We start from the raw sequence: 24,893 nt of genomic DNA, 5'->3' as shown, positions 1-24,893 counted from the left end.
TTCCGCACCCTTTTTGTCTTCAATGCGCAGTTCGTTGAAGCCTCCGCCACCGGGTGAACTGAGGGTTTTGAACACGGTGCGGGTTTTGTTCGCCGGCAGCGGGTACGGCACCTGGTTTTCTTTGTGGTACAGGCAGCCGCTGATCAGTGGCTGGTCGGGGTCGCCTTCGAGGAAGGTCACCAGCACTTCCATGCCGATACGCGGGATGGCGATTCCGCCGTAGCGGTCGCCCGCCCAGCCGCTGGAGACGCGCAGCCAGCAGCTGGTTTTGTCGTCGGCCAGGCCTTCGCGGTCCCAAAAAAACTGGACTTTTACACGGCCGTATTGATCGCAGTGGATTTCTTCGCCTTTGGGGCCGGTGACCACGGCGGTTTGGCTGCCGAGGACGCGTGGTTTGGGGTGTTCAAGCGGCGGGCGGTAGAACACGTCCCACGGCGTGGCGATGAAGCGGTTGCGGTAGCCTTGGTGGAAGTCGTCTTTGTTGTCGGTGGTGTCGCTGGTCACCGACTCTTCGAGCACTTGCGGCTGTTTGCCTTCGTGCGAGAGTTGGGTCAGTAACCACAGGTCGTTCCACTCGGTGCGTGGGTGGTCGGAGAGTTCGAGGAAGTGGCCACTGGTGAGCGTGGTCTGGTCGCCCCAGCCTTCGGCTTGCTGATAGTCGGCGCGGTGGCGCTCGACGGCGCGCTGGCTAAGGAAGTTGCCACGTGAGCGCGTCAGGAAACGGCCTGGGTAGTCGTAGTCTTCCAGGTCCGGGCCGGTTTTATCGCCATCGGGTTTGTAGGCGGCTTCGAGTTGCAGGCTGGGCTTTTCAAAGTCGTAATCGCGACGGGTGACGCGGCCGGTGCGGGTGGCCAGGCGTACTTTAAAGCCCTTGATCACGGGTTCGTCGGCGACCATGCCGCTGCCTTGCACATAAGCTGTGGGTTGGCCGAGTTTGGGGAATATGGCCTGGTCGTCGCCAAACACCAGCACATGCGCATCCGCGCTGTGTTGAAAGTGGTAGTGCACGCCCTCTTCTTCGCACAGGCGCTGGACGAAATGCAGGTCGGTTTCATCGTACTGAACGCAGTAGTCGCGTTCCGGGCACGGCTGGCTGAGTTGGAAGCGGTAGGCGTTGCCCTGAATCCCATGTTCTTCGAGGATCAAGGCAATGATCTTCGGCGCCGACATTTGCTGGTAAATCCGCTGGTTGGTGCGGTGATGCAAATATTGCAGGTGCGGCACCAGCGACACGGTGTAGCGGCTCAGGCGCTTGCCGGCGTCGCCTTGGGCAACGCGGTAGAGTTGGCCGTGCACGCCACGGCCTTGCGGGTCGAACGCCAGAAAGGCCTGCTTGTGCAGGAGTTTTTCCAGGTCGATGTCGGGGTTTTCGCTGACCAGTTCGAGGTCGAAGCGATACGGCTGGCTGATGCCTTCGGTGCCGGTGAACGACAGCACTTGCAGGTCGCCCTCGAAGTCATCGATGGTCAGGCTGAAATGCGTTTCGTTAGACGGGTTAAACATGTTCGGCTCCCTGTTCCTTAGTCATCCATTACGCCCAAAAGCGCATGCGCTGCAGCCAGGACGGAGTGGTACCGAAGGCATCACGCAATTGTGCCGCGGTGATCGTTCGATCCACGGCCTGAAAAGCCAGCGCGCGGCGCAGGGCTGGCCAGCAGTGTTTGGGTAAATGCTTGGGCGCTCGCAGCTTGCGCTCCAGGTGTTCATCGCGGGCCTGGGTTGACGGCAAGCGCCGAAAGGGGTGCTTGCCTCCGGCCAATTCGTAAATCACACAGGCCACGCCGTAGATGTCGGCGCTGGGCGCCAGTGGCTGCGCCTCCAACAATTCCGGGGCGGCGTAGCCGGGGGTCCAGGCGTTGAAGCGGTCGCGGCTCAGTCGCGGCAGGCCATCCAGCACACCTTCCTGCGCCTGGCCGAGGCCAAAGTCGAAGAGGCGCACGCCCTCCTCGCTGACCATCACGTTGCTCGGCTTCATGTCACCGTGCACCACGCCGCGCGCATGGGTGTACGCCAGGGCGTCGAGCAACGGCAACACGATCTCGCGCAATTCATGCCAGGGCAAACCCAGCGGACGCTCGCATAACAGCTTGTCGAGGGTGAGCCCGCGCATCAGTTCCATGGTGATGAAGGCACGCTTGCAACCGGTGTCTACTTCAAAGCTGTGCAAGCGCAGCACATTGTCGTGGCGCAAGTGCCGTGTCAGCGCGAACTCGCTGTAGAGCAACGCGCTGGCATCCGGGCTCTCCGAGAATTCTTCGCTGAGGACTTTCAGCGCGATGTAGGGGTCGGGCTCGCCGAACTGCTCGATCAGCAGGTCCCGCGCACGGTAGACCGCGCCCATGCCACCGGCGCCGAGCAGGCGCTCGATGCGGTAACGCCCCACCAGCAGCTCGGGCATCACACCGAGGCTGGGCTTGGTCGCGGCCTGCGCAGCGACAACCTTGTGCGGCGTTTCGGGTTGAGGCTTGGCGAACGCAAAGAAGGTCAGGCTATTGTCCTGCTCTTCGTTCACACGTTGCTCATCGACAGGCGGCATGAATTCAGTCATCGGCGGATCACCACGGCGGTGAGGTTGTCGCGCGCCGCGCCGCGCAGCGCGCCATCGAACAGACGCTCCACCGCCACATGCGGCGCGTTCAAGCTCAAGGCGTTGCTCAAGGCGTCGCTGGTCAGCCCGTGATACAGACCGTCGCTGCACAGCAAAAACACATCGCCGGCATACACTTCAAGCTCCAACACATCCAGGGTCAGTTGCTCGGCAGCCCCCACCGCGCGGGTCAAGGCATGCGCCGAGGGGTGAATTTTCGCCTGTTCCGCGCTGAGGTTTTGTTCGTCCATGAGCTGCTGCTGAAATGAATGGTCCTTGGACAGTTGATACAGACGCTGACCGCGCCACAGGTAACAGCGGCTGTCGCCCGCCCAGATACAGGCGGCGCGCTGGCCTTCAACCAGCAGCGCTACCACGGTGCTGCCCATAATACTGTCGTGCTGCCCGGCGGTCACCGTCAGTTCCTGGCCCAACCGCCGGTTGAGCCAGTGCAAGCACTGGCGGACGTCGGTAAGACGCGCATCAAAGTCCGCCTGAACCGGTAATTCTGCCAGGCTTGCGACGATCAACTGGCTGGCAATATCGCCACCCTGATGACCGCCCATGCCGTCTGCCACCACCCACAAGCCCCGCTCGGGGCTGTCGAGAAAGGCATCTTCGTTGCGCGCCCGTACCTTGCCTGCATCGGTACGGGCCGCGCTACGCCAAGGGCTGGCTACCTGCATCAGAGCTGCACCGGCATGCGGAAGGTGCGCAATACACCCATGTCGAACGGGTTCGGCGAGCGCTGGCTGGTCAGCAGGTAGTTCGCGCGCAGGCCACCGACATCCGCTTTGAGCACCAGTACGTCGCGCCCGGTCAGGTATTCGGTCTGCATCAAGTCGAACAGACGGAACAGCGACCAAGGGCCGGTGTTTTTCTCGATGCCAATCGGGCGGCCGACCATTTTGTCGAGCACCAGGCTGGTACGCCCGTCTTCTGCGTCAGTCGGCCATTTGAACGACATCGGCACGATAGGGCCATGACGGTACTCAATGGTCTTGTCGCCGAACTTGAACTCGGAACGACTGACCACCGGGTCGAGGGTGTACGGTTCGAGTTTGAACTGCACCTGCGGCTCCGCCGGGTTATCGGCGAAGAAGCTCTGGCGGATGACTTGAGCGGCGGCCATCTGGTCCAGGTACACCTTGGAGATCGGCAGGCTATGCCCGTCAACACTGCGCAGGCGGTAGTTGCCGGCATCACCGCTGACGAACGGGCGCATATAGCTGTCGAAGAAGCGATCAGCAATACCCTGCGCCTTGAAGAACTCGCGGAAATCACCGATTGCCACGTCGCTGCTGCTGTGAGCGTTGAACGGGTAACGCTGGTTGATTGCCTTGCCGTAGAAGCTGTACAGCTCGCTCTGATAACGCTGGTTGAGGTACTGGTAAGCATCGCCCAGCACCAGGCGCCAACTGTCGTCCGCGAGTACGCTGAACCACGCGCTGACCGGTCGCGGCAAACGAGCGGAAGCATTGCGCAGGTTGCTCAAGGCGTCACGTTGACCGCCCATGCGCGTCTTGGCCATTTCGAAGGCGGCCTGCTCCGGCGCACTGGCGCGTGCCAGACCGGCCATTTGCAGTTGCAAATCGTTGAGCGCATTCAGCACCGGGGTCAGGTCAGCAGCCGGGCCATTGTTGTCATCGAGTAAGCGATGCAAAGGCTCGAAGCGCCGTTGCAAGGACTTCTTCGCGGTGTCCGGGAGGTTTTTCGCCAACGCACCGGCGGCCTTGTCAGCCACCGCCGCTGCCAATTTACCAGCCTTGCCACCCTTCTCGGCGAGCTTGCCCGCGGTGTCGGACGCTTCTTCCGCGTCGTCAGCCACTACCGGGAATCGCGTGTTTTCACGCACTTCGACCAACAACTGCAGAATCGGCGAGTTGGCCGAGGTCAAGCCCGCCAGTTGCTCGGCGCCTTCACCGAAGTCATTGATCGGCGGCAACGCGACCTGGCCGACTGCCTCGCTCCAATAGTTGGCGTAGTCACGGAAGTACAGTTGCTCCAGCTCGACCATCAGGCGACGCAGGTCCATACCGCTGATGCCCGCACCTTCACCCAGCACCCAGTTGTCGCGCAGGATTTCAGTCACGAGCATCGAGCCCTGCACCGAAAAGTACTGCTGATAACCCTGCTGGGTGTAGAAGCCCGGGATCACGTAATCGGTGCCCATGAACAGCGCACCTTGTGGCCCCAAGTGCTGGCTCAAGCGGTACTCGGGCATGTTGCGTGCCTGTTCGCGCAGCATGCGATACACCACGGTGGCCAACGATTCGCTGCGCAGTACCTGGCGTGCCTGTGCGACTAACTGATCGTTGATCGGGTAGATAAACGGTAATTTGAGCAAACGCTCAAAGTGCGCGTTCAGGTCATTCTGCACGGCCGTGTTACCGGTATAGCGCTGGGACCATTGCGTGGCCACCCACTCTTTGAGCCATGGCGCGTCTCGGCGGTCCTTCATGTTCAGCATCAGGTACGCACGCAAGCTGTTGAGCAGGCGGTCGCGGTCGGACATGTTCGCGCGAATCTGCCCTTCCAGCAGTGTGGCCACGCGTGGCAACAGTTGCGCTTGCAGTTCGCGTTGATACGCCTCGTTGACCACCGGGTTGACTTCTTCGCCCTGGTACAAGCCGGCGCGTTCGTGGTAACCCACATCGCCTTTTTTCGGGAAGACTTGCGTCGCGGCATAGCTGCTGTTGAGGGTCTTGAGCGTCGCCATCGAATCGTCGCGTGCAGACAGCGCCGAACGTTGTTGCGTCCAGCTTTGCGCCAGGTTGCGCAGGTTTTCGAGCCGCTCGTAGTTGGCGGAAAAACCGCCAGCCCAGAGCACACCGACCAGTGCCAGCAAGGCCAGCGCGCCCACGTATAGCGCGCGTTGGCCCCAGTTAATGCGGCTGCGTTCGCGCTGATCGAGGCCTGCAAGGTCTGCCTCGGGGAAAATAACCTGGCTGAGCAGGTGATGAATAAAGCGCGAACGGCCACTGCGCAGGGTCGGCAATACGCCAGACTTCATGCCCAGGCTGGCGCCAATGCCAGCGGTGGTCTCGTCGAGTTTCTCGGTCAGGTGCGGTGCGCTGGTCAAGTAGAAGCCGCGCATTTGGCTGACACGCTGGTAGCGATTGCCGGTAAATGCCAAGTCAACGAACAGGCACAGGCGCTCACCGATTTGCCCCAGTTGATGAGGGAAGTCGAGAATACGGCCACGGCGCTGCGTATCACGCTCTTGGTGCATACGCATGATGACTTGGCTGTTGAGGCGGTGAAGCAGCTCTTCAAACTCGGTACGCAGTACGGCCACATCGGCGCCGTTCTGCTGTTTGCGAAAGGTGGCGCCCAACACTTGGTCGCTTTCTTCGCGGGTCAGTTGGTCGAAGAACTCATCGAAACCCAAGAGTTGATCGGCCTTGCTCAGTACCAGATAAACCGGCACGTCCACGTGCAGTTTCTGATGCACGTCTTGCAATCGCGCACGCACTTGGCGGCCGAGCACTTCCAGGTCCTTCTCTGTGCCGCCGACAAGCGCTTCTACAGGAATGGTCACCAGCACCCCGTTGAGCGGACGGTTGCGGCGACGTTTGCGCAGCAGTTCGAGCAAGGTGCTCCAGGCGCTGCCGTCGACTTCGACGTCGGGTTGGGTGGTGTAACGGCCAGCGGTGTCGATCAGCACACCGTGGTCGGCGAAGTACCAGTCGCAATGCTGCGTGCCGTTGGTGTCGCGGGTGAGTTTGCGTTCGATCTTGTTGATCGGAAACTCCAGCCCCGAGAAGTCCAGCAGGCTGGTCTTGCCGCTGCCCTGCGGACCGATAAGCAGATACCAGGGCAGATCGCTGCGCCAACGTTCGCTGCGGCCACGGTACAGGCTCGAGGTTTTGAGGGTTTTCAGCGCGTCCTTGAAACGCGCTTTCAGTTCCCTTTGTTCCCCGTCGATCTTCTCTTCGCGAGCGATACGGGTCTGGCCGTCTTCGCTGGCTTCCACGGTCTTTTTACGCACGCCGGCGCGCCAGCTGACGAACACCATCGTCAGGCCCCAGATCAGGAACAGCACGCTGATGGTCAGCAAGCGCGCAGTCGAGCTTTCCCAGAACTTGTAATCATCTACCGCCAGCAATGGGCCGGCAAACCACACCAGCAGCGCTAAAAACAACACCACCAGCAAGGTCCACACCCAAGTCTTGCGCAAGAATGCACCGACCTTCTTGAAAAAATTCTTCATCACACGTCCCTGTTTACGGCTGCGACTGCGGCACAGCCGCGGCTGGGTCAATCGGCTGAATCGGCTGGTAAGGTTGCAGCACGGTGTCGCGTTGTTCGTTGAGTACCCAGGCAAACCCGGAATACATCACCACCAGGCAGACCACGGTGAACAGCACCACCATCCAGGCTGGAACGATGCGCACCAGGTTGCGCCGCTGATCATTCAAACCGGTCCAATGCGGCGACAACTCGCGCGGCACATCACCGCGCAGTTTGCGAATCTGGCGGTACAAGGCATCACGGATACCATCCAGCTCCAGCATGCCGCGCGCTTGCACGCGATACTTGCCCTCGAAACCCAGCGCCAGGCACAAGTACATCAGCTCAAGCATGGGCAAGTTTTTGATCGGGTTTTGCGACAGTTGATTGAGCAACTGAAAGAACTTCTCACCGCCAAAGGTCTCGTTGTGAAAGCTGCTGAGCAGGCTCATCTGCGACCACGCGCTTTCATTGCCCCACGATGTGGTCACAACGGCTTCGTCGATCACCGTGCACAACACGTAGCGTGCGCCCATGATGTCGCTGCTTTCGGCGTCATTCTGCAGCGCCCGCACGTCGAAGATTTTCAGCTGGGTGGTCAGGTCTTCGTTGAGCTTGTAAAGGTCTTCGTGGTGTTCGCTGTGCTTGAGCCTTACCACTTCCGAGAGCAATCCGCTGGCGGCAGCCACCAACGGATTGAGGCTGATATTGAAGGCTTCAGCCGGGCGCAGGCGCGCAGCGAAAATCATCCGGTCTTCCAACTGCTCATAACGCGGCGGTGCCGCAAAGTCAGTCAGCGGTTGGGCATCCGGGCTATGGCCCTGACGGTCGAGCAGGACGGTTTTATCGTCCTGATGGTGTTCCATGTCCTTGATCATGTCGGTCAGTTCCTGATGGCCCAGAAATTCAGTTCAAGCTCGGGGAATTCGCCGGAGACATGGAACGCGAAGCCGCCGGAGCGCTCCAGTTGTGCCAGGTCTTCAGAACTGAGTTCGAGAATGAAATAGGTTTTGTTGGAGTGGAACGCGATCTGCCGTGGCGCAACCGGCAAGGGTTTGACCTTGATACCAGGCAAATGCAAGTTGACCAGTTGGCGGATGCGCTCCACTGGCCCCACCTTGAGGTGCGCCGGCAAGCGTTGACGCAATTCTTCGGAGTCGCAGTTGGCGCTGGCGGCCAGCACGAACGAGGCGGTGCCCAACAGTTTGTGGTCGTGCAATGGCGACACGATGATGCCGTACTGACGCGCTTGCAGGGCCAGCTCGATCGCGTGCTGCTCCAACACCATCGACAGCACTTGGCGGATAGCTTCCATCAGTTTGCGAAAGCTCGCACCCTGGTCGCTGTGCTGGTAGCGGGTGTCGAGGCGCGGGCGCTTGGTATCACTGGAAAACGTCGCCAGGTCACCGAGCATGGTCAACAACGTGCGATACAACTCTTCGGGGTGCACCTGCTGCAGGTCAAGGTAGTGACGCAGCAGCAGCTCGGTGCGGTTGATCAGTTGCAGCATCATGAAGTCGCCGACTTCGGCGCCGCCAACCTTGCCGTTGGAGCGAATCCGCTCGGCAATGGTGTCGCCGCGATGACCGAGCATGCTGATGACTTCTTTGAGGCACGACAACAGGTAGGTGGACGCATGCGTCTGGATGTACGTCGGCACATAGTCGGCATCGAGGGTCACCACACCGTCAGGCGTGGTGTCGAGCACTTCACAGAGCTTGAGCTTCACATAGGCATGGTCGTTCTGCTGCTCGCCCAGCAGCAGCTTGAAATCCGGTCGTGCGCAACTGACCTGGCTGGCAGAATCATCACCGGCATTCGAGTCGGCAACTTCGGCGTCGTAGGCGGTGTACCGCGCCAACACGTCGGACTGCTCAGGGCGGCGCGCCTCGATGTGGTTGCCGGTTACCAGCGGCAACGCCAGGTAGATCGGTGTGTGGCCGGTGTTCGGCGGCACATCCAGCGCCAGTGGCTGGGTGTTGCCACCCAGCTCGAACAGGCTGCCGTCGGGCAGAATTCCAGAAGCCTGGCTGATCACCAGCTTGCCCATATTGAGAAACTGCAGGTCTATTTCCAGGTTCAGAAAACCCCAGGTGTAACCGCCCAACAATTGGGTGCGGGTCTTCATCTGGTGGTCGTAGTAGCGATCGTTATGCTGAAAGTGCTGAGGGCGCAGCAACATGCCTTCCTGCCAAATGACTTTATGCGTGTTCATGGTCAATCAGCCGCCTTGGCGAGGGTTGCATGGGTGTTGCGAATGCCGCTCTGGTCCAGGGTCAGGTCGACGTCTGTCGCGTCCAGCGGAGTGACTTGCACGGTGTAGCGCCATTGGGTGTCCGACAGGTCACGGTAAGCGGCAAGCACGCCGACGTAGCGGCTGCCCTCCTCCACGCTGAGTTTGAGTTCCACGGTTTCGCCGGGGCGCAGTTCCATTTCTTCGCTGGCGACCATGTCCGGTGTCAGCGTTTCCTTGGCGCGCTCATACAGGCTGAAGAAGTCGGCATTCTCGAACGACACCGGGTGCTTGAGTTCGAACAGGCGCACCACAATCGGCGACGGGCGCCCGTTGAGGTCCGGGTTCAACTGATCGCTGGCGGTCAACTTCAGGTTGAGCTTGGTGATGTGCGAATACGGTGACAACGACGAGCACCCGGCCATCAGCAACAGGGCGGCCAGCGCCGTCAGCGTCTTGAAAAATACAGTCGAGCGGCGAGACATGCGCTTCATCCTTGATGGTCGGCGTTGAGGGTGGAAATCAGGCGGATTTGTTCTTCGTAGGCCTGCGCGAAGTCGCGCGCCAGCAAGCGTTCGCTCCAGTCATCGTCCTGGCGCAGCGCCTGGTGATAGCGCCCGTAGGCTCGCCAGCGGCTGCCGGAGGTGGCGAGCAACGGTTTGTTGTCGCGCTCGAAGCGCAAGGTCAGTTGCTGTGGCGAAAAATGTTCCAGGGTGCTGCGCACCGCCGCGCGGCTGGCGGTCAGAAGCGCAACCTGGTGGGCTTGCAAATCGCGGAAGGCACGCGACACCGCCTGCCCGGCCGGCATGTGGCCCGGTTTGTTCTGCTGCAACAAAATGTCCAGCGCTTCACCGGCATCGACGGCGAACTTCAGCGGGTTTTTGTGCGTGCCTTGTGCGAGTGTCTGCGCCAGGCGCAGCTCGTTTTTCAATTCGCTACGGGTGCGCAGGCTCTGCTGCAGGCCGCCGATGCTCTGATTCAGCAAGCGCGCGGCATTCAGCGCCAGCGCTTCCTTGGCATCGTGGTCGAGCTTGCCGAGGTCGACACCCAGGGCTGCGCCAAACTGCTCCCAGAAACCATCGGCCTGGCGCTCGACGACTTTCGCCGGCGCAGGTTCAGCAGGCACCTCGGGCTCCACCAACTCCGGCACCAACAGGCTCTCCATATCAATACGTGCATAGTCGGCGCGCTGACGCGGGTCTTGGGTAGCCCTGCGCGGAGAGATCAGCTCTTCTATTTCCGAATACACACGTTCTTGCTGATCCAGCGCACGGAGCGGGTCCAGGTCGAGGAACGCATCGTCGGGAATGGTACTGCCGGCAGGCTGTGGGCGCCCTGCCTGCCGCTCGAAAACGGCCGGATCACGGATCAACCGCGCACGAATTTCAAAGTCCCCCAGCACGTACGAGCTACCGTGCTCGATCCGCACCGCCTCACCTCTGTGCAGGGTTGCGCCGCTGTCGCTGACTTTAATACCGTTAGTGCTGGTATCGGTCAGGTAAAAAGCGCCATCGCGATAACTGACCTGTGCGTGATGGCTGGACAGGTGCCGCTTGCGGTCGGGCAGAATCCAGTCACAGTCTTCGCTGCGGCCAATGACACCGCCCGCTTTCTTGAAGGTCTTCTGGCACAACTCGGTGGGCACGAACTGCTTGGTATTGAGCATTTCGAAAACCAATTCCATGGTGAAACTCCTTCGCTCACTTACCGCGATTGATAGCCTGCGGATCACCCAGGGGGCGGTAGGCAGCGTCGTTGAATTTGTAATTGCCGCTGCAGCCACCCAGGCCACATAAAACAGCGAGGGTCAGCAGCACGGCTTGCCAGTGACGAACAGACATCAGAGGGTCTCCAGGGAATAGCAAAGGGCGCCGACCTTGCAGGGGGCACGGTTAACGAAAAATGGGTTGAAATCGAGCAGCTCAGGCTTGGCCATCAACGCTCCCCAGGTTGATATTCAGGCGGCCGAGGCGGTAGAGAAAGGTGCGGCGCGGCAGGCCAAGTTCACGCGCGGCGTTAGTCTGGTTGCCGTCGTTTTTGCGCAGGCAATCGAGCACCAGGCTGCGCTCGACCTGATCAAGCCGTTCGCGCAGGTTCAGCCCGCTGACTTGAGGCAGGTCATCCACCCGCAACGAAAAATGCTCAGCCAGCAATTCATTGCCCTCGCACAGCAGCAGCGCCCGTTCGACCAGGCCCTTGAGCTCGCGCACGTTGCCGGGAAACGCGTAGCCGGACAGGCGATCGAGTGCAGCGCTGGACCAGCTGACCGGGTCACGCTGCAGAAATGCGCAGGCTCTGTCGGCGAAGTGCCGGGCCAACACCAGGATGTCCTCTTCGCGTTCACGCAACGCCGGTAATTCAATCGGAAATTGCGCCAGGCGGTAGTACAGGTCTTCACGAAATTGCCCGGCGCTGACCAGCGCCGACAGATCGCGGTGCGTCGCGGCAACGATGCGCACATCCACCTTGTGCGTGTCGTTGCAGCCCAGCGGGCGAATCTCGCCTTCCTGTAACACCCGCAACAGCTTGGCTTGCAACGACAACGGCATGTCGCCCACCTCGTCGAGCAGCAACGTGCCGCCGTTGGCCGCGTCAAACAACCCGGGCCGGTCACGGTCAGCACCGGTAAACGCGCCTTTGCGATAGCCGAACAGCTCGCTTTCCAGCAGGTTTTCCGGCAACGCCGCGCAGTTCTGCACGATGAAGCCCTTGGAGCGCCGCGGGCCACAATCATGAATCGCCCGGGCCACCAGTTCTTTGCCGGTGCCCGTCTCGCCGCACAGCAGCACGGTATACGGGCTGTGCAGCACCTTGCTGATCAGCGAATAGACCTGGCGCATTGCACCGCTGTTGCCGATCAGACCATAGCCGCTGGCGCTGGGCGCGTTGACGGGCAGCAACGGCTGTTCCGCGCTCGGCCGGCGTAACCGTTGCAGCAGGTGCAACTGGGCGATGACAAACGATGCGAGCTGGCGGAATGAATCGGCAAAACCTTGCAGGTCGAGGTGCTGGTGGCTGGCGCACAACAGCACGCCCTCCACGGCATCTCGCTGGTTAACCAGTGGCACGCACAGCAGCGACTCCCATGGCTTCGCCTGGCTTGGTAGAAAACTCGTTTCGTGCAGGCTGCCGCTCAAGCCACTGAGGCTTATCACGCGGTTCTGACACAGCGCGAATTGCAGCAATTGCTCGGCGTTGTAATCCACCGGCAGGCTTTGCGCTTCACGCGGTTGCAGGCTGCCATTGAGGCACTCGGCGTTCATTCCCAGGCGAGTGTGGGTCGCGTCAAGCAGATACAGCTGTGCCAATTCGCAGCCACTGAGCTCGGTCAAGCCGCGCACGAATGCGCCCAGCAGCGCCGCGCCGTCGGTTGCGCGCGACAAGCTGGCGAATTGCGCCAGCAGCGCTTCGGCATAAACGAGCGGTTGTGGCACGCGGGTAAACATTACGCCCACCTCACGCAAATTCGCACGTGACGCTGGCATCGGCGTCCAGTGTCGCGTGCACACGTTTGAGGCTTTCACCGGTCGCCATCGCATCCAGCAAGCGATCAGCCACCAGCGGCAGCACGTGCAGGTCGAGCAGGTGGTCGATCAGCCGCGCACCGCTGTCGCTTTGGGTGCAGCGTTGCGCAAGGTGGTCGACAAGGTTCTGGCAGTAAGTGAAATCCAACTGGCGACGGTTCAGGCGCTCGCCAAGGCGACCGAGTTTGATCTCGATCAGCTCGCGCAGCACTGGCCCACCGACCGGGTAGTAAGGCACTACGCGCATACGCGCCAGCAACGCTGGCTTGAAGTGCTTGCTGAGCACCGGGCGGATGGTTTCTTCGAGCACCTCGGCACTTGGCCGCTCACCGTTTTCACAGAGCGCACTGATGCGGTCGCTGCCCAGGTTCGACGTCATCAGGATCAGCGTGTTGCGAAAATCGATTTCGCGCCCTTCGCCGTCGTTGGCCACGCCCTTGTCGAAGATTTGGTAGAACAGGTTAAGCACGTCCGGGTCGGCCTTTTCGACTTCATCCAGCAGCACCACGGAATACGGCTTCTGCCGCACCGCTTCGGTAAGCATGCCGCCCTCACCGTAACCGACGTAGCCCGGCGGTGCGCCGATCAAGCGTGATACGGTGTGTTTCTCCTGGAACTCCGACATGTTGATGGTGGTGATAAAGCGATCACCGCCATACAGCAGGTCAGCCAGCGCCAAGGCCGTTTCGGTTTTACCCACACCGCTCGGGCCTACCAGCAGGAACACACCCACTGGCGCATCAGGCTTGTTCAGGCCGGCGGCAGTGGCGCGCATCGAGCGGTCCAGCGCATGCACCGCTTGTTCCTGGCCGCGAATGCGCAGGCGCAGGTCGGTGGCGAAACTGGCGACTTTGGCGTTGTGCTCACGTGCGAGTTGCGCCAGCGGCACGCCGGTCCAGGCACTGATGACTTCGGCCACCAGGCGTGGGCACACTTCAAAACTCACCAGACGCTCTTTGACTTGCAACGCGGTCAGCTCGCCATGGGTGTCGTGAAGAGCGGACTCCAACGACTCAACCGTCTCGGCCGGGTTGGTTTCAGAATCATCTTCGACCGGTGCGGCAGCGGCTTCACGCGCTTGCGCCAGTTGCTGACGAAGCTCCAGCAAACGCTCGGCCAGCGCCTTCTGCTCGGTCCAAAGCGCCTCCAGCGCTGCGCGTTCGGTTTCGGCTTCTTCCAGGCGCGCCTCCAGCGCTGTGAGTGCTTCGTGATCCACCGGCAGGCCGGCTTCAGCATCACGGCGCAGTGCCTGGCGCTGACGGCCGCCTTCGGCCAATTCGCCACGCAGGCGCTCCAGGCTTTCCGGGGCTGCGGCCAAACTGATGCGTACACGGGCGCAGGCGGTGTCGAGTACGTCAACTGCCTTGTCCGGCAGCTGACGCCCGGCCAGGTAGCGTGCCGACAGCTCGGCGGCGGCAACTACGGCGTCATCGCGCAGGTAGATGCCGTGGCTTTTTTCATAGACTTGCGCCAGGCCGCGCAGAATAGTCACGGCTTCACTGACGGTCGGCTCATGCAATTGCACCGGCTGGAAACGCCGTGCCAGCGCCGGGTCTTTTTCGAAGTACTTCTTGTACTCCGCCCACGTGGTGGCGGCGATGGTGCGCAACTCGCCACGGGCCAGCGCGGGTTTAAGCAGGTTGGCCGCGTCGGAACCACCCGCGTTGCCACCGGCACCGATCAGCGTGTGCGCTTCATCGATGAATATAATGATCGGTTTGGGCGAGGCTTTGACCTCATCGATCACGCCTTTGAGCCGGCGCTCGAACTCACCTTTGACACTGGCACCGGCCTGCAACAGCCCCATGTCCAGCGACAGTAACTCGACACCCTTCAATACCTGCGGCACTTCACCGGCGGCGATGCGCGAGGCCAAGCCTTCAACAATCGCGGTTTTACCCACGCCAGCCTCGCCCACCACAATCGGATTGTTTTTGCGGCGCCGGGCAAGGATGTCGATCATCTGCCGGATCGCACCGTCACGGCACAATACGGGGTCGAGTTTGCCATCGCGTGCCTGCTGGGTCAGGTTGTGGGTGAAGCGTTCAAGCAGCGATTCCCCCGGTGCAGCCGCTTTGGCGGTATTGGTTTTTTCCTGTTGCGACAGCGCGAATTCTTTCAGGCGCTCGATATTCAATTTGGCCAGCAGCGGCTGGTAGCGGCTGCCGGCGTAGCGCATCGGGTTGCGTAACAACGCGAGGATCAGCGCGGCCTGTTCGACTTGGGTCTGGCCCAGTTCGAGGTTGGCCACCAGCAACCCGTCTTGCAGCCACTGCACCAACTCCGGGGCGAATACCGGGTTGCGCGAGGCGCTGTGTTCGACGCGTGACTGCAAGGCGGCGCTCAGTTCACCGGCATCCACGTCGGCGTCCTGCAAGGCACGCGCGAGCAAGCCTTCAGGGCGCTCCAACAGACCCAGCAGCAAGTCTTCCACAAGGATTTTGCTGCCGCCACGGGCCACGCAGCGCTCTGCGGAACGTTCGAGGTCACGACGGGTTTCGGCGTCCAGCGCCTGTATCAGTTGCTGCAGGTCTACGTTGCTCATTACGCTCACATCCTTAATGAATTTTACTGCCCAGGGTGACGACACCGTCTGCGTGTTCGCGACCGAGCCAACTGGTCCATCCCAGTCGGCAAGCGTTTTGTTCGCCGATGCGCAACTCACGGATTTCCTCGTGGCGCAGTACCAGCCTTATGTCGTAATCAAGCGGGTCACGCAGGGTGAACCGCACCAGCGCGCAGAGCGGCTGATAACCGAAACCGATCGGTAGAAACTCGTGAAAACGCTGCCAGTCCAGTTCGCGAATATGGATACGGAACTTGCCGCTGCGGTCGCGCACGCTGTCGCCCAACACCATGCTTTCACCGAGCAAAGAATTGGCCAGGCCCAGGCAATTGCGCTGCTCTTCGAGGATTTCGACACGGCGTTCGATGCACTGCTCAATGGTCAGCTCGGCATGCTTGAAGTAGTAACGCAGCACCGCTTCAATCAATGCCGCCGAGTGCGCCCGCAGGCTCAGCAAGCCCAGGTACGGCAACAGGCGCTTCCAGTTCAGCTCCTTGGCGCGACGGATTTCTTCGCCGCCCAGGCCGATCAGCGCGAACAACTGCGCGGAAAACGGGTCGATCGCGCCGCTTTCAAAACTGACGCGGTAGCGGTACTTCTTCCAGATCGGCAGCATCAGCCGTTGCAGGCGATGGTGAAATAGATCGAGGAAGTTACGCGTCGGGTTGCCATCCTCGCTGTCGCCGAGTGCCTGCTCGCCATAAAACGCCGGCAGCGGCGAGCCCGCCCCTACCAGGCCAATCAGGTTGAAGCGCATGCGCGCGCGCATCTGCCCGTGCTCGTGGAAAAACTCCACACGGTCGACGTCGCTGCCCGGAAAGCCCAGGCTCGGGTTGGCCTGAAACTCCAACTGGTCGTACAAATCGTCCTGACTCATGTGCGGGTGGGCGTCGCGCAACCGGTCGACCACCAGCATCACGGCCTGGAACAGTGAGTACTCGCGTATTCCTCGGGTCAACCCGCTTAAAGCAGCGGTTGGAGGCCCATACGTGGTGTCCATTGGTACACCTCTCCCTGTGTGCTTTTTACCCGCAGCTCGTGAAACGAATTGAGACTGGCGTAAAGCGCGAAAAACTCATTGAGAACCGAAGCAAACACAAACATGTCGCCTTCGCCGATATAACCTTGCGGATCAATAGTCAATTCGGTGCGCAAGCCGCGTACCGGTAGCCCGCGGTGCAGGCGGTCTACGTGGTGGTGCTTGATGGACTTGAGCCCACCCAGCAAGCGCTTGCTGACCTTTTCTGCTTGCTGGTCGTAGTAACGCGGCAGGTCGTAGGTTTCGAGAATCACCTTGAGTGCGTTGACGTCGGCCAGTGACAGGTAGTTGAGCGACATATTGCTGATCAGCTTCCACAGGAAGTCGCGGGTCAGCGGCGGTGCGAAGCTCGACGTCGCCGGGGTGATATTGCGAAAGCTGAGAAACGCGGGCGTGTGTTCGCTCGCCAGGTTGATGTCGCCCAGCTTGAGCTTGCGTGGCAAGTTCTGGTTGGTGCACATCAGCTCGATGGACAGTGTTTCATGCGCTTCGGTGTGACGAATGCCAAAACTCAGGTAAGTGTCGAGGCCCTCATGCAGCATTGAGGAGCGCTGACGGATGCTGTAATGCGGACGGCTGTTGGGCACGTCAAAACTGGGGTCGTGCTCGAACGACTCAAACAGCACGTATTCTTCGTAACTAACACCGCCAGGCTTCCAGCCGGTGACGGTTTCCACGGAGAACACACCGCAATGTTCCAAGCCATGCCCGGAAGGCAACAGCAGGTATTCGTCCTGTTTACCGTCGAGCCGAATCGGTGAGGCGTCTTGCTTGAACAAGTTGACGATGGGCGTGCAGTGCAGCTTCACATTGTCCAGCGTCGGGCGCATGCGCAACACACCGCTCTTGCGAATATCGAAGCGCAACTCCACACCGCGCACCTGTTTGAGGGTGTCTTGGGGCAACGCATTGAGCATGTCCAGGCCGTTGACATCGACGAACAGAAACTTGTCTTGAAAGGCGAAGTACTCTTGCAGGTAGCGGTAGCCGCGGAAGGTATTCAGCGGATAAGGGATCAGCGCCTCTTCCTCGGCAAAACCCACCGGCTGCACGCGGTCGCCGGTCAATTTGAACGCCATCGGCTGGCCGTTCACGCCATCAATCGGCTTGCCGGCGCCGTCCAGTGGCACCAACTCAACCCCGGCCAGGTTGCGCAGCAGGCTCAGGTAGAGCATTTGGCTGATATAACGCTCACCGGCAAAATGCAGGCGCACGCGGCTTAAATCCAGCTCACCGAGGTGGCCGTCCGCGCTCATCTCCAGGCGCAGGCTCAACAGCGAACCGTCACCCTTTACCGAGTAATTCAGCGCGGTAAGATCCAGCGCTTGCACGTCCGTGGGGTAGCAGGTACGGAAGCGACAGCTCACGTTGTTAATCGGCTGGCTTTCGACCGGTGTGTCACGCTCGACCTTCATGGCGGGGCCAGCGTGCTTCAATGGGTCGAACTGCAAAATGCTGAATGCCGGCAGCGGCCGCATGTAATTGGGCCACAGCAACTGCATCAGCGAATGGCTGAGTTCGGGCAATTCATCATCGAGCTTCTGGCGCAAACGACCGGTCAGGAACGCGAAGCCTTCCAGCAACCGCTCCACGTCCGGATCCCGCCCGGCTTGGCCGAGGAAAGGTGCTAACGCCGGGCTACGCTCGGCGAATCGGCGACCTAACTGGCGAAGTGCGGTGAGTTCGCTTTGGTAGTAGTGGTTAAAGGACACGGGTTACCTGCCTGCGGTTGAATTTCATGAATAAAGGGTCCTGTAAATCGCGACGGTCAGGCCGCGCCAGCACGTAGCCCATAACTGGCAGAATCGGTAAAAGGCTACCTTCTATAGACCGATGATTATCAGGAGCGGCCTCTAAAACTCTGACGTTCTGCCCATGAGCGCATGACAATCGCCAACCCGCCCATGCTGAACATCAACCCGCTATATGCCATCGCCCGGATCGGGTGTTCGGGCAGAAAATAAAACAGCACGAGTGCAACCATAAGCACGAGCGGAACAAACTTGCTGAAGAGTGTTGGCATAAAGAAAACTACGCCATTCACAAAAATGAACAGATAAAACATCAACTCTGCAGTGCCGCCTATCGACACACCTCTGGCGGTAAACCCACCGGCATACGTCTTGTAAAGTGCCACGCCATAGTCATGCACAAAAAAATACAGGACGCCCACCACTATATAAACGACCAACCCTGAAAAGAACCTCGGGCTCATGGCGTCCACGCTTTATATCTTGCCAGCGCCTCTGCCGTGATGGAGGACTTCAGCAGATCATTGGAGATCGGCTGATAAACAGTGCTGACACTCGGCGCATCACCGCCGGCCGCCCTTAATCCCCCAAAACTTTTAGTGCCGGCGACTCGACGAAAATTCTTCGACGCCCACAAACACGCGCGCAGGATGATGAAGTTGTCATATACATTCTCGCTGCCTGCCTCATCATTTCCGCCAAGCGTTCCATCGGCCCATTCCAGGCCTGTCTTGCCTGTTTTGCGGATAGCCGCATCGACATCGTCGGTTTGCTGCCAGTACATCCGAAATGTATCTACACCAAACGGGATCTGGCCCAACCCATCTGTCCAGTAAGGCTCGCCTTCGACAAGGCAAAGCAAGTACCCGGCGCCGCCGTCTGGTTGTTTCTTCCAGTCACCCGGCAGCCCCTTGTAGTACATGAAAGACTCACGATCGACGATAGCGAAATCTATTATTGATTGCCAGGTATGGTGTTTATAGGCAGCAAAGGCTTCAGTGCCCTCTTCAGTGCATTGAGGATTTACCCAAAGCCGCTCTCGATAGAAATCCGCCAATGGTTCAAACCATTGGATTTGTTCAGAGTAGAGTCTTTCTGCGGTCAGAATTCTAAAAGGCTTATCACTGGCATTCGGTCTAACTGCAAACAACGGAACGCCGTTTCCACGCGTAATGAGCCAGGCATCGGGAAGTGTGAGAGCTTGCGGAGCAATATCGCTGCTGGTAGTCGTAGCGCTTTCGAGCTTTAACGAGGTGGCCCCTTCTTCCGTCACAAAGGTGTAAGGCACGCCATCAATAGTAACGATCGTTTCCAAGCGACTTACTCCGCACTAACGAAAATCGAAACCGGTTCAGCTTTCTGCCCGCTCGAAAAGCTTCCGGACATTCCGGACTTTGTACTACCGAACTTTTCGATTCCACTGCCAGACACAATGCGATAGTTCAAACCATCGAGTAGCTTTCCGCTGGCCGTTGTAAAAGAAAACACTCGGTTGAACACGCCGGCTATAACCACCGGCAAGGGCGCAACAAACGCCGCCGGCGAATGCGAGTTACCGATAATCACCGTGCCGGAACCTGCTGTTACCTTGTTGCCATGTGTGCCAACCGAGTCCACGGTTGCTGCCGGTTTGCCGTTGATCAAAACGGTGGTGGCCAACTCGCCAACCATCGCACCACCACACGCCGAGGCATCACCTTGGCGGGCGGCCGCGAGGCCGTCGAAAAACACATCGCCGGAACCGGCGGCGATCGGGTTGGTGCCGTGGCCGGGGAGCGGGCAAGCAGTAGGGTCGGATACTCGTGCTGCGGGTTTGCCGGACATGCGAATCTCCTTAGTTGACCTTGACTTGACCGCTGCCATCCAGGCGCGCGGCGAAACTGACCTGACGTTTGAAACCATCAACTTCGAGCAAGCCTTCGATAGTGAAGGACAAACGAAGCTGATCGTGATCACGCGGCAGGGAAATGACACGCACCTTGCTCAGGCGCGGCTCGTAGGCTTCGATGAAGCTTTGGATAGCCAGGCGCGCTTGACTCAAAGAGTCGTGCAGGCTCAGGCGCATGTCATTGAGATCGGGTAGCCCGTAGTCGGACAGCGTTTGCACGCTGCCCGCACGGGTACTGAGCATCTTGGCCAGATGGGCAGCCACCGACGCCATGGCAGAAACCTCGCGGCTCCAGCCGACGCGTAGGTCCGCGTCGCCACCCAGGCGTTCGAAAAGGCTGCCGTATCCAGTCATGAGTTAAGCTCCGTTTACTCTTTGTCCAACTTGCCAACCAGCGACAAGGTGAAGTCAGCGCCCATGTATTTGAAGTGCGGGCGCACGTTCAAGCTGACGCGGTACCAACCCGGCTCGCCGTCGACATCGCTGACGATGATCTGGGCTGCACGCAGTGGACGACGGCCACGTACTTCGGCGCTTGGGTTTTCCTGGTCGGCGACGTACTGGCGGATCCACTTGTTGAGTTCCAGTTCGAGGTCGGTACGCTCTTTCCACGAACCGAGTTGCTCGCGCTGCAGCACTTTCAAGTAGTGAGCCAGGCGGTTGACGATCATCATGTACGGCAGTTGCGTGCCGAGCTTGTAGTTCAGCTCCGCCGCCTTGCCTTCTGCACTGATGCCGAACTGCTTGGGCTTCTGCACCGAACTGGCGGAGAAGAAGGCAGCGTTATCGGAGCCTTTGCGCATGGTCAGGGAAATGAAGCCTTCCTCGGCCAGCTCGTACTCGCGACGGTCGGATACCAGCACTTCGGTCGGGATCTTGGTTTCGATCTCGCCCATGCTTTCGAAGTGGTGCAACGGCAGGTCTTCTACCGCGCCACCGCTTTGCGGGCCGATGATGTTCGGGCACCAGCGGAACTTGGCGAAGCTGTCGGTCAGCTTGGTACCGAACGCGTAGGCGGTGTTGCCCCACAGGTAGTGTTCGTGGCTGTTGGCGACGGTTTCTTTGTAGACGAACGATTTAACCGGGTTTTCTTCCGGATCGTACGGGTTACGCAGCAAGAAACGCGGCACGGTCAGGCCGACGTAGCGCGAGTCTTCCGACTGGCGGAAGCTCTGCCATTTGGAGAACTGCGGGCCTTCGAAGTGATCTTTAAGATCCTTCAGGTCCGGCAGACCGGTGAAGCTTTCCAGGCCGAAGAATTTCGGGCCGGCCGCAGCAATGAACGGCGCGTGGGACATGCACGCTACGCTCGACACGTACTGCATCAACTTCACGTCCGGCGAGCTCGGGGACATGAAGTAGTTGGCGATAATCGCGCCCACCGGCTGGCCACCAAACTGGCCGTATTCAGCGGTGTAGATATGCTTGTACAGGCCAGCCTGCATCACTTCCGGCGAGTCTTCAAAATCGTCCAGCAAGTCTTCTTTGGAGACGTTGAGGATTTCGATTTTGATGTTTTCGCGGAAATTGGTGCGATCAACCAGCAACTGCAGGCCACGCCATGCCGATTCCAGGGACTGGAAGTCAGCGTGGTGCAGAATCTCGTCCATCTGACGGCTGAGCTTGGCGTCGATCTCGGCAATCATGCGGTCGACCATGGCCTTTTTGACCGGTTCGCCGTTGTTCTGCGGCTTGAGCAGTTCTTCGATGAAGGCCGACACGCCGCGCTTGGCGATGTCGTACGCCTCGTCGTCTGGCGTCAGGCGAGTTTCTGCAATGATGCTGTCAAGAATACTGAGTTCGCCGGTTTGGGCGCTTTTTTGCTGTGCTGCGCTAGTGCTCATTGTGTTGGCTTCCTTGGCTGATTGGGACTCAGGCGTCCTGGGCTGCGGCGTTCAAGCCCAGCTCACCCAGTACGCGACCGCGGGATTCGTCGTCGGCGAGAACGCCTTCGATGGCTTTGCGGAACGCAGGCGCATTACCCAGCGGGCCTTTGAGGGCCACCAGTGCGTCGCGCAGCTCCATCAGTTTCTTGAGCTCCGGTACTTGCTCAACCAAGCTGGCCGGGTTGAAGTCCTTCATCGAGTTGACGCGCAGTTTCACGCCCAGCTCTTCAGTACTGCCCTCCTCCTGCAAACGGTTCGGCACGCTCAGCGTCAGTTGCAGCTCTTGCTTGGCCAGCACCTCGTCGAAGGTCGTCTTGTCGATGCTGATCGGCTTGCGATCTTCGACTTTGCGCTCGTCCTTGCGATGGGTGTAGTCACCAATAGCCAGCAGTTTCAGCGGCAATTCGATTTCTTCCTGAGCACCACCGGTGGCGGGCTTGAAAGTGACGTTAATGCGTTCCTTGGGGGCTACCGAGCCTTCTTTGGCCATGGCTTTTCTCCTTGCGGTTGTGGCCGTGAGGCCTATTCGAGTACCACTTCAAGATCGAGGTGGCACAGCCTGCGATAAATCTCTTCCTTGCGTTCGCGCACTGCATGGTTCTGCGGTAACAACTCGCAGCAGCTATGCAGTAGATGGAGCACTTCCAGCGCAAGATCTGGCTCCCAAACGTGCAGGCCCAGGTCCTGCAATGTTTGGTCGAGGGTTTCAAGTTGGGCTTTGGCCAGTTCGTATTTCTTGGCCACAAAACACAGGCGGGCCAAGGCAAACTGCCAAAAGAATCGGGCGCGGCCGCCCTGCGCTTTTTGCAGGCCCTGCTTGAGTGTCTGTACGGCGGCCTTGAGACCGTCCTTGCGCAATATCGGCAAAACCTCTTCCAGCGCAAGCTCCCACGCAGGCTGCGTGTGGGCGACCTCGACCTTGCGCGGTGCGCTGGTGGTCTGCAGGTGGGGCATTACATTGGCGCTGATCCAGGCGCGTGTGGCGGGATCGGCGAAAGGCGCACCGTCGTGAAAACGTAATTCAATGATGCCGGGCAACCGTTGAATCAACAGCGCGAAATGAATTTCCACTTCGCGCATGGCCAGGTCTGCGTTCAAGCCTTGCAGGCATTCCCAGACCAGGCGCTGGCCATCGAACCAGAATGGCGCCTTGGCCAGGCTCGCCTCGACTTCAACAATCAGATCGGCGTACGACGCCTGATCGTAACGATCCTGATAAGACTTGAGTTTGTCTGCCGGCAAACCGCGTAAAGCGGTGATGTGTTCGGCATTGCGCTCAGGCACTGCGTCAATCGGCAGCCACAAGAGCGTGCGATTAAGGCGCAGGGCGCGCAGGTCGGTGGCTTTTTGCTTGAGCCACCAGGCACACAAAGGCCGTGCGTTGTCCTGTTGGGCACGCAGCGCTTTATGGGCTTCTTTTTCATTGTCGATAGGCGCGCCGGCCGTAAACAGTTGCGTGGCGGCTTGCTTGACTTGGGCAACAGCCGCCCCAACCACACCGGGTTCCGGCTGGTTGTCGGCCGCGCGCTGCACCATGCTTTTCAGTCGACGGGACAACGGCAGCAACAGCGGCGCATCGTCACCCAAATGCTGGGTGCACGCCGCATCCAACCCTTCGAGGTGTTCAACCAGGCGGCGAAACAGCGGCAGTTGATCTTTAATCGCTATATTTTCGTTAAGCACTTGCTCGAGGCGCGGCACAATCCAACTGATCGCGGCACTGCGGGTTCGGGCTTTACTGGGGTGAACATCAGCCCAATGGTGCTCGCACAGATAGTGCAAAAAACCGAGACCCGCCAGCAGCCCCTGAAACGACTCGCGCTGGTAAAGCGCCCAGGTAAGCCAGGCACCTACGCGCAAATCCTTGGATTGGCTGCGCAACAGACTTTCACTGTTTTCGCGAACTTTAAGCCAATCGATCTGGCCACTTTCGTGCATCGATTGGGCTTTGGCCAATTCACTTTCCAGCGCTTCATACTCGCTCGAAAAACGCACGTCTTCGCCCGCAAAATTCTCTTGAGAAACCGAGACTTTTGCGAGTTCTAGATAATGAGCGGAGAGCTTACTGGAATAGGACATCCATGACCTTTAATTTGAGAATTCGTCAAACGGCAAATGATGAAAATGCCGAACGACAGAAAGGAAACATGATGCTTCAATCCATTTAGACCAGGTTCTTTCAAGGGACCAAAGCCTACGTAGGACGATGGCCCTTTGCAAGCAGCACCGAAGCATCCTTAAGAGAATCTCTTTGTAAGCGGCGAGATTCTACCGAAAACACCTCAGAAAATTCAACATACGTACAATAGTTAGTACGCATTAGTGAAAATCAGCCAGAACCCTTGAGATAGAGCCGTTCTGGCAAGCAATTTCGGATATATCTCAATAGGGCATTCGCCGTTATTACATGTAAGTGATTCGCCATAGTCCGGGTAGGACGCTGGCTTGATGGGAGTAGATTCTACACTTGCTAACCCGAGGTTTGAAAATCAGACGCGTCCGAGAAGGACGCGTGAAATTTCCCACAGTACTTAAATCTTTGTGAAACCCCCCACAAATTTTTAATCTGCATTTTAGGCAAATAGTTGCGCAGTTCGCTGTGGAAAAGCCTGTGGATAGATCTGTGCAGACCTTATTAGTATTGACGTACAGCCGAGTGCGCAAGAAGTTGCGCACCACTGCGCAAAAAGTTGCTCAACTCCAAACGGTTTGCTTGCAAAATTTATTAATCCACGCGGCTAAAAAGTCGCTGCAGCATTGATTTACCAACGAAATAATTAACGTGGCACGATGCTTGATTGCTGCCTGGTTACCCACCGGGCGATTTCGCCTCCCGGGCATTCTTATTTATCCAGCAAGGAGCATCTCCATGGCTACGCCAGCGTATATGTCCATCACGGGCACCAAACAGGGCCTGACTCCATGTCGAACGGCGGGTCCTTGCGCATCAGGATGACATCCAGATCGCTCAGCGGGCTGTCGATCTCGTCCGCAAGCTCGAACCACTTCTCTGGGTTGGCAAACACCTGCAGCGGGCGCATGCGTGCACGGGCCTCGCCGTCGCCTTGGTAAAGATCGCGCTGTTCCATATAGAACAACGTCCAGCCGCGGGCTGGGCGCCAGGAGCATGGCCCAGCGGAGGCCTGTCCTTTTTATAGGAAATGCTGGCGATTAGGGTCCATGACA

General features: G+C 59.2%; 20 protein-coding genes and 1 pseudogene. All 21 read right to left on the bottom strand.

The window, feature by feature from the left end:
- Positions 1-1,503: type VI secretion system Vgr family protein (locus tag F0169_RS23010; RefSeq protein WP_152747703.1), on the bottom strand; the 1,503-nt coding region annotated here is incomplete at its 3' end.
- 28 nt (positions 1,504-1,531) lie between these two features.
- Complete coding sequence (locus F0169_RS23005) at positions 1,532-2,548, bottom strand: serine/threonine-protein kinase (RefSeq protein ID WP_172979529.1); 1,017 nt, start codon at positions 2,546-2,548, stop codon at positions 1,532-1,534.
- A complete protein-coding gene (locus F0169_RS23000; RefSeq protein ID WP_058414404.1) occupies positions 2,545-3,273 on the bottom strand; it encodes a PP2C family protein-serine/threonine phosphatase in 729 nt (242 codons plus the stop codon). The genes F0169_RS23005 and F0169_RS23000 overlap by 4 nt, the downstream gene beginning before the upstream one ends.
- On the bottom strand, positions 3,273-6,800 hold the full coding sequence (gene tssM / locus F0169_RS22995) for a type VI secretion system membrane subunit TssM (RefSeq protein WP_152747702.1): 3,528 nt from the start codon (positions 6,798-6,800) through the stop codon (positions 3,273-3,275). The genes F0169_RS23000 and tssM overlap by 1 nt, the downstream gene beginning before the upstream one ends.
- 13 nt (positions 6,801-6,813) lie before the next feature.
- Positions 6,814-7,698, bottom strand: a complete 885-nt coding sequence (icmH, locus tag F0169_RS22990; protein ID WP_152747701.1) for a type IVB secretion system protein IcmH/DotU — start codon at positions 7,696-7,698, stop codon at positions 6,814-6,816.
- Positions 7,699-7,703: 5 nt separating this feature from the next.
- Positions 7,704-9,035, bottom strand: coding sequence for a type VI secretion system baseplate subunit TssK (gene tssK, locus F0169_RS22985; protein ID WP_058414401.1), 1,332 nt, complete (start codon positions 9,033-9,035; stop codon positions 7,704-7,706).
- Positions 9,036-9,037: 2 nt separating this feature from the next.
- Positions 9,038-9,538 carry a type VI secretion system lipoprotein TssJ gene (gene tssJ, locus F0169_RS22980; protein WP_058414400.1) on the bottom strand — a complete coding sequence of 167 codons (501 nt, stop codon included), beginning with the start codon at positions 9,536-9,538 and terminating at the stop codon, positions 9,038-9,040.
- A gap of 5 nt (positions 9,539-9,543) precedes the next feature.
- Complete coding sequence (gene tagH, locus F0169_RS22975; protein WP_122250153.1) at positions 9,544-10,737, bottom strand: type VI secretion system-associated FHA domain protein TagH; 1,194 nt, start codon at positions 10,735-10,737, stop codon at positions 9,544-9,546.
- Positions 10,738-10,753: 16 nt separating this feature from the next.
- On the bottom strand, positions 10,754-10,894 hold the full coding sequence (locus F0169_RS22970) for a hypothetical protein (RefSeq protein ID WP_058414398.1): 141 nt from the start codon (positions 10,892-10,894) through the stop codon (positions 10,754-10,756).
- 81 nt (positions 10,895-10,975) lie between these two features.
- Positions 10,976-12,499 carry a sigma-54 interaction domain-containing protein gene (locus tag F0169_RS22965; protein WP_099235300.1) on the bottom strand — a complete coding sequence of 508 codons (1,524 nt, stop codon included), beginning with the start codon at positions 12,497-12,499 and terminating at the stop codon, positions 10,976-10,978.
- A gap of 10 nt (positions 12,500-12,509) precedes the next feature.
- Positions 12,510-15,122 (bottom strand): type VI secretion system ATPase TssH, encoded by a 2,613-nt coding sequence (gene tssH, locus F0169_RS22960; RefSeq protein ID WP_152747700.1) that lies wholly within the window; start codon positions 15,120-15,122, stop codon positions 12,510-12,512.
- Positions 15,123-15,135: 13 nt separating this feature from the next.
- Positions 15,136-16,143, bottom strand: coding sequence for a type VI secretion system baseplate subunit TssG (gene tssG, locus F0169_RS22955; RefSeq protein WP_058414395.1), 1,008 nt, complete (start codon positions 16,141-16,143; stop codon positions 15,136-15,138).
- Positions 16,107-17,894, bottom strand: a complete 1,788-nt coding sequence (tssF, locus tag F0169_RS22950; RefSeq protein ID WP_058414394.1) for a type VI secretion system baseplate subunit TssF — start codon at positions 17,892-17,894, stop codon at positions 16,107-16,109. The genes tssG and tssF overlap by 37 nt, the downstream gene beginning before the upstream one ends.
- 128 nt (positions 17,895-18,022) lie before the next feature.
- Entirely contained in the window at positions 18,023-18,397 is a 375-nt protein-coding gene (locus F0169_RS22945; RefSeq protein ID WP_152747699.1) for a hypothetical protein, read from the bottom strand.
- Positions 18,394-19,248 carry a hypothetical protein gene (locus tag F0169_RS22940; protein ID WP_152747698.1) on the bottom strand — a complete coding sequence of 285 codons (855 nt, stop codon included), beginning with the start codon at positions 19,246-19,248 and terminating at the stop codon, positions 18,394-18,396. Before F0169_RS22940 ends, F0169_RS22945 begins: the two co-directional genes overlap by 4 nt.
- A gap of 5 nt (positions 19,249-19,253) precedes the next feature.
- Positions 19,254-19,757, bottom strand: coding sequence for a PAAR domain-containing protein (locus F0169_RS22935; protein ID WP_152747697.1), 504 nt, complete (start codon positions 19,755-19,757; stop codon positions 19,254-19,256).
- A 10-nt stretch (positions 19,758-19,767) separates the two neighbouring features.
- The gene (tssE, locus tag F0169_RS22930) at positions 19,768-20,175 is read right to left on the bottom strand and encodes a type VI secretion system baseplate subunit TssE (RefSeq protein ID WP_058414391.1); all 408 of its coding nucleotides are present in this window, start codon (positions 20,173-20,175) and stop codon (positions 19,768-19,770) included.
- Between the two features lie 14 nt (positions 20,176-20,189).
- Positions 20,190-21,665: a type VI secretion system contractile sheath large subunit gene (tssC, locus tag F0169_RS22925; protein WP_058414390.1), complete on the bottom strand. Its 1,476-nt coding sequence runs from the start codon at positions 21,663-21,665 to the stop codon at positions 20,190-20,192.
- A 28-nt stretch (positions 21,666-21,693) separates the two neighbouring features.
- The gene (tssB, locus tag F0169_RS22920) at positions 21,694-22,197 is read right to left on the bottom strand and encodes a type VI secretion system contractile sheath small subunit (protein WP_099235306.1); all 504 of its coding nucleotides are present in this window, start codon (positions 22,195-22,197) and stop codon (positions 21,694-21,696) included.
- 32 nt (positions 22,198-22,229) lie between these two features.
- Positions 22,230-23,786: a type VI secretion system protein TssA gene (gene tssA / locus F0169_RS22915; protein ID WP_058414388.1), complete on the bottom strand. Its 1,557-nt coding sequence runs from the start codon at positions 23,784-23,786 to the stop codon at positions 22,230-22,232.
- Between the two features lie 839 nt (positions 23,787-24,625).
- Positions 24,626-24,879 (bottom strand): annotated as a pseudogene (locus tag F0169_RS22910) (glutathione synthase); the annotation flags it as partial.
- Positions 24,880-24,893 lie beyond the last annotated feature (14 nt).

The sequence above is a fragment of the Pseudomonas kitaguniensis genome, from assembly GCF_009296165.1.
Classification (GTDB): domain Bacteria; phylum Pseudomonadota; class Gammaproteobacteria; order Pseudomonadales; family Pseudomonadaceae; genus Aquipseudomonas; species Aquipseudomonas kitaguniensis.
Note: the sequence above shows the minus strand (reverse complement) of the source record. Positions and strands in the feature narration are given on the sequence as shown.

What these genes read in the sequence shown, in the direction of transcription:
- F0169_RS23005 (WP_172979529.1), bottom strand. Translation starts at nt 2,548, where the DNA reads ATGACTGAATTCATGCCGCCTGTCGATGAGCAACGTGTGAACGAAGAG.
- F0169_RS23000 (WP_058414404.1), bottom strand. Translation starts at nt 3,273, where the DNA reads ATGCAGGTAGCCAGCCCTTGGCGTAGCGCGGCCCGTACCGATGCAGGC.
- tssM (WP_152747702.1), bottom strand. Translation starts at nt 6,800, where the DNA reads ATGAAGAATTTTTTCAAGAAGGTCGGTGCATTCTTGCGCAAGACTTGG.
- icmH (WP_152747701.1), bottom strand. Translation starts at nt 7,698, where the DNA reads ATGATCAAGGACATGGAACACCATCAGGACGATAAAACCGTCCTGCTC.
- tssK (WP_058414401.1), bottom strand. Translation starts at nt 9,035, where the DNA reads ATGAACACGCATAAAGTCATTTGGCAGGAAGGCATGTTGCTGCGCCCT.
- tssJ (WP_058414400.1), bottom strand. Translation starts at nt 9,538, where the DNA reads ATGTCTCGCCGCTCGACTGTATTTTTCAAGACGCTGACGGCGCTGGCC.
- tagH (WP_122250153.1), bottom strand. Translation starts at nt 10,737, where the DNA reads ATGGAATTGGTTTTCGAAATGCTCAATACCAAGCAGTTCGTGCCCACC.
- F0169_RS22970 (WP_058414398.1), bottom strand. Translation starts at nt 10,894, where the DNA reads ATGTCTGTTCGTCACTGGCAAGCCGTGCTGCTGACCCTCGCTGTTTTA.
- F0169_RS22965 (WP_099235300.1), bottom strand. Translation starts at nt 12,499, where the DNA reads ATGTTTACCCGCGTGCCACAACCGCTCGTTTATGCCGAAGCGCTGCTG.
- tssH (WP_152747700.1), bottom strand. Translation starts at nt 15,122, where the DNA reads ATGAGCAACGTAGACCTGCAGCAACTGATACAGGCGCTGGACGCCGAA.
- tssG (WP_058414395.1), bottom strand. Translation starts at nt 16,143, where the DNA reads ATGGACACCACGTATGGGCCTCCAACCGCTGCTTTAAGCGGGTTGACC.
- F0169_RS22945 (WP_152747699.1), bottom strand. Translation starts at nt 18,397, where the DNA reads ATGAGCCCGAGGTTCTTTTCAGGGTTGGTCGTTTATATAGTGGTGGGC.
- F0169_RS22935 (WP_152747697.1), bottom strand. Translation starts at nt 19,757, where the DNA reads ATGTCCGGCAAACCCGCAGCACGAGTATCCGACCCTACTGCTTGCCCG.
- tssE (WP_058414391.1), bottom strand. Translation starts at nt 20,175, where the DNA reads ATGACTGGATACGGCAGCCTTTTCGAACGCCTGGGTGGCGACGCGGAC.
- tssC (WP_058414390.1), bottom strand. Translation starts at nt 21,665, where the DNA reads ATGAGCACTAGCGCAGCACAGCAAAAAAGCGCCCAAACCGGCGAACTC.
- tssB (WP_099235306.1), bottom strand. Translation starts at nt 22,197, where the DNA reads ATGGCCAAAGAAGGCTCGGTAGCCCCCAAGGAACGCATTAACGTCACT.
- tssA (WP_058414388.1), bottom strand. Translation starts at nt 23,786, where the DNA reads ATGTCCTATTCCAGTAAGCTCTCCGCTCATTATCTAGAACTCGCAAAA.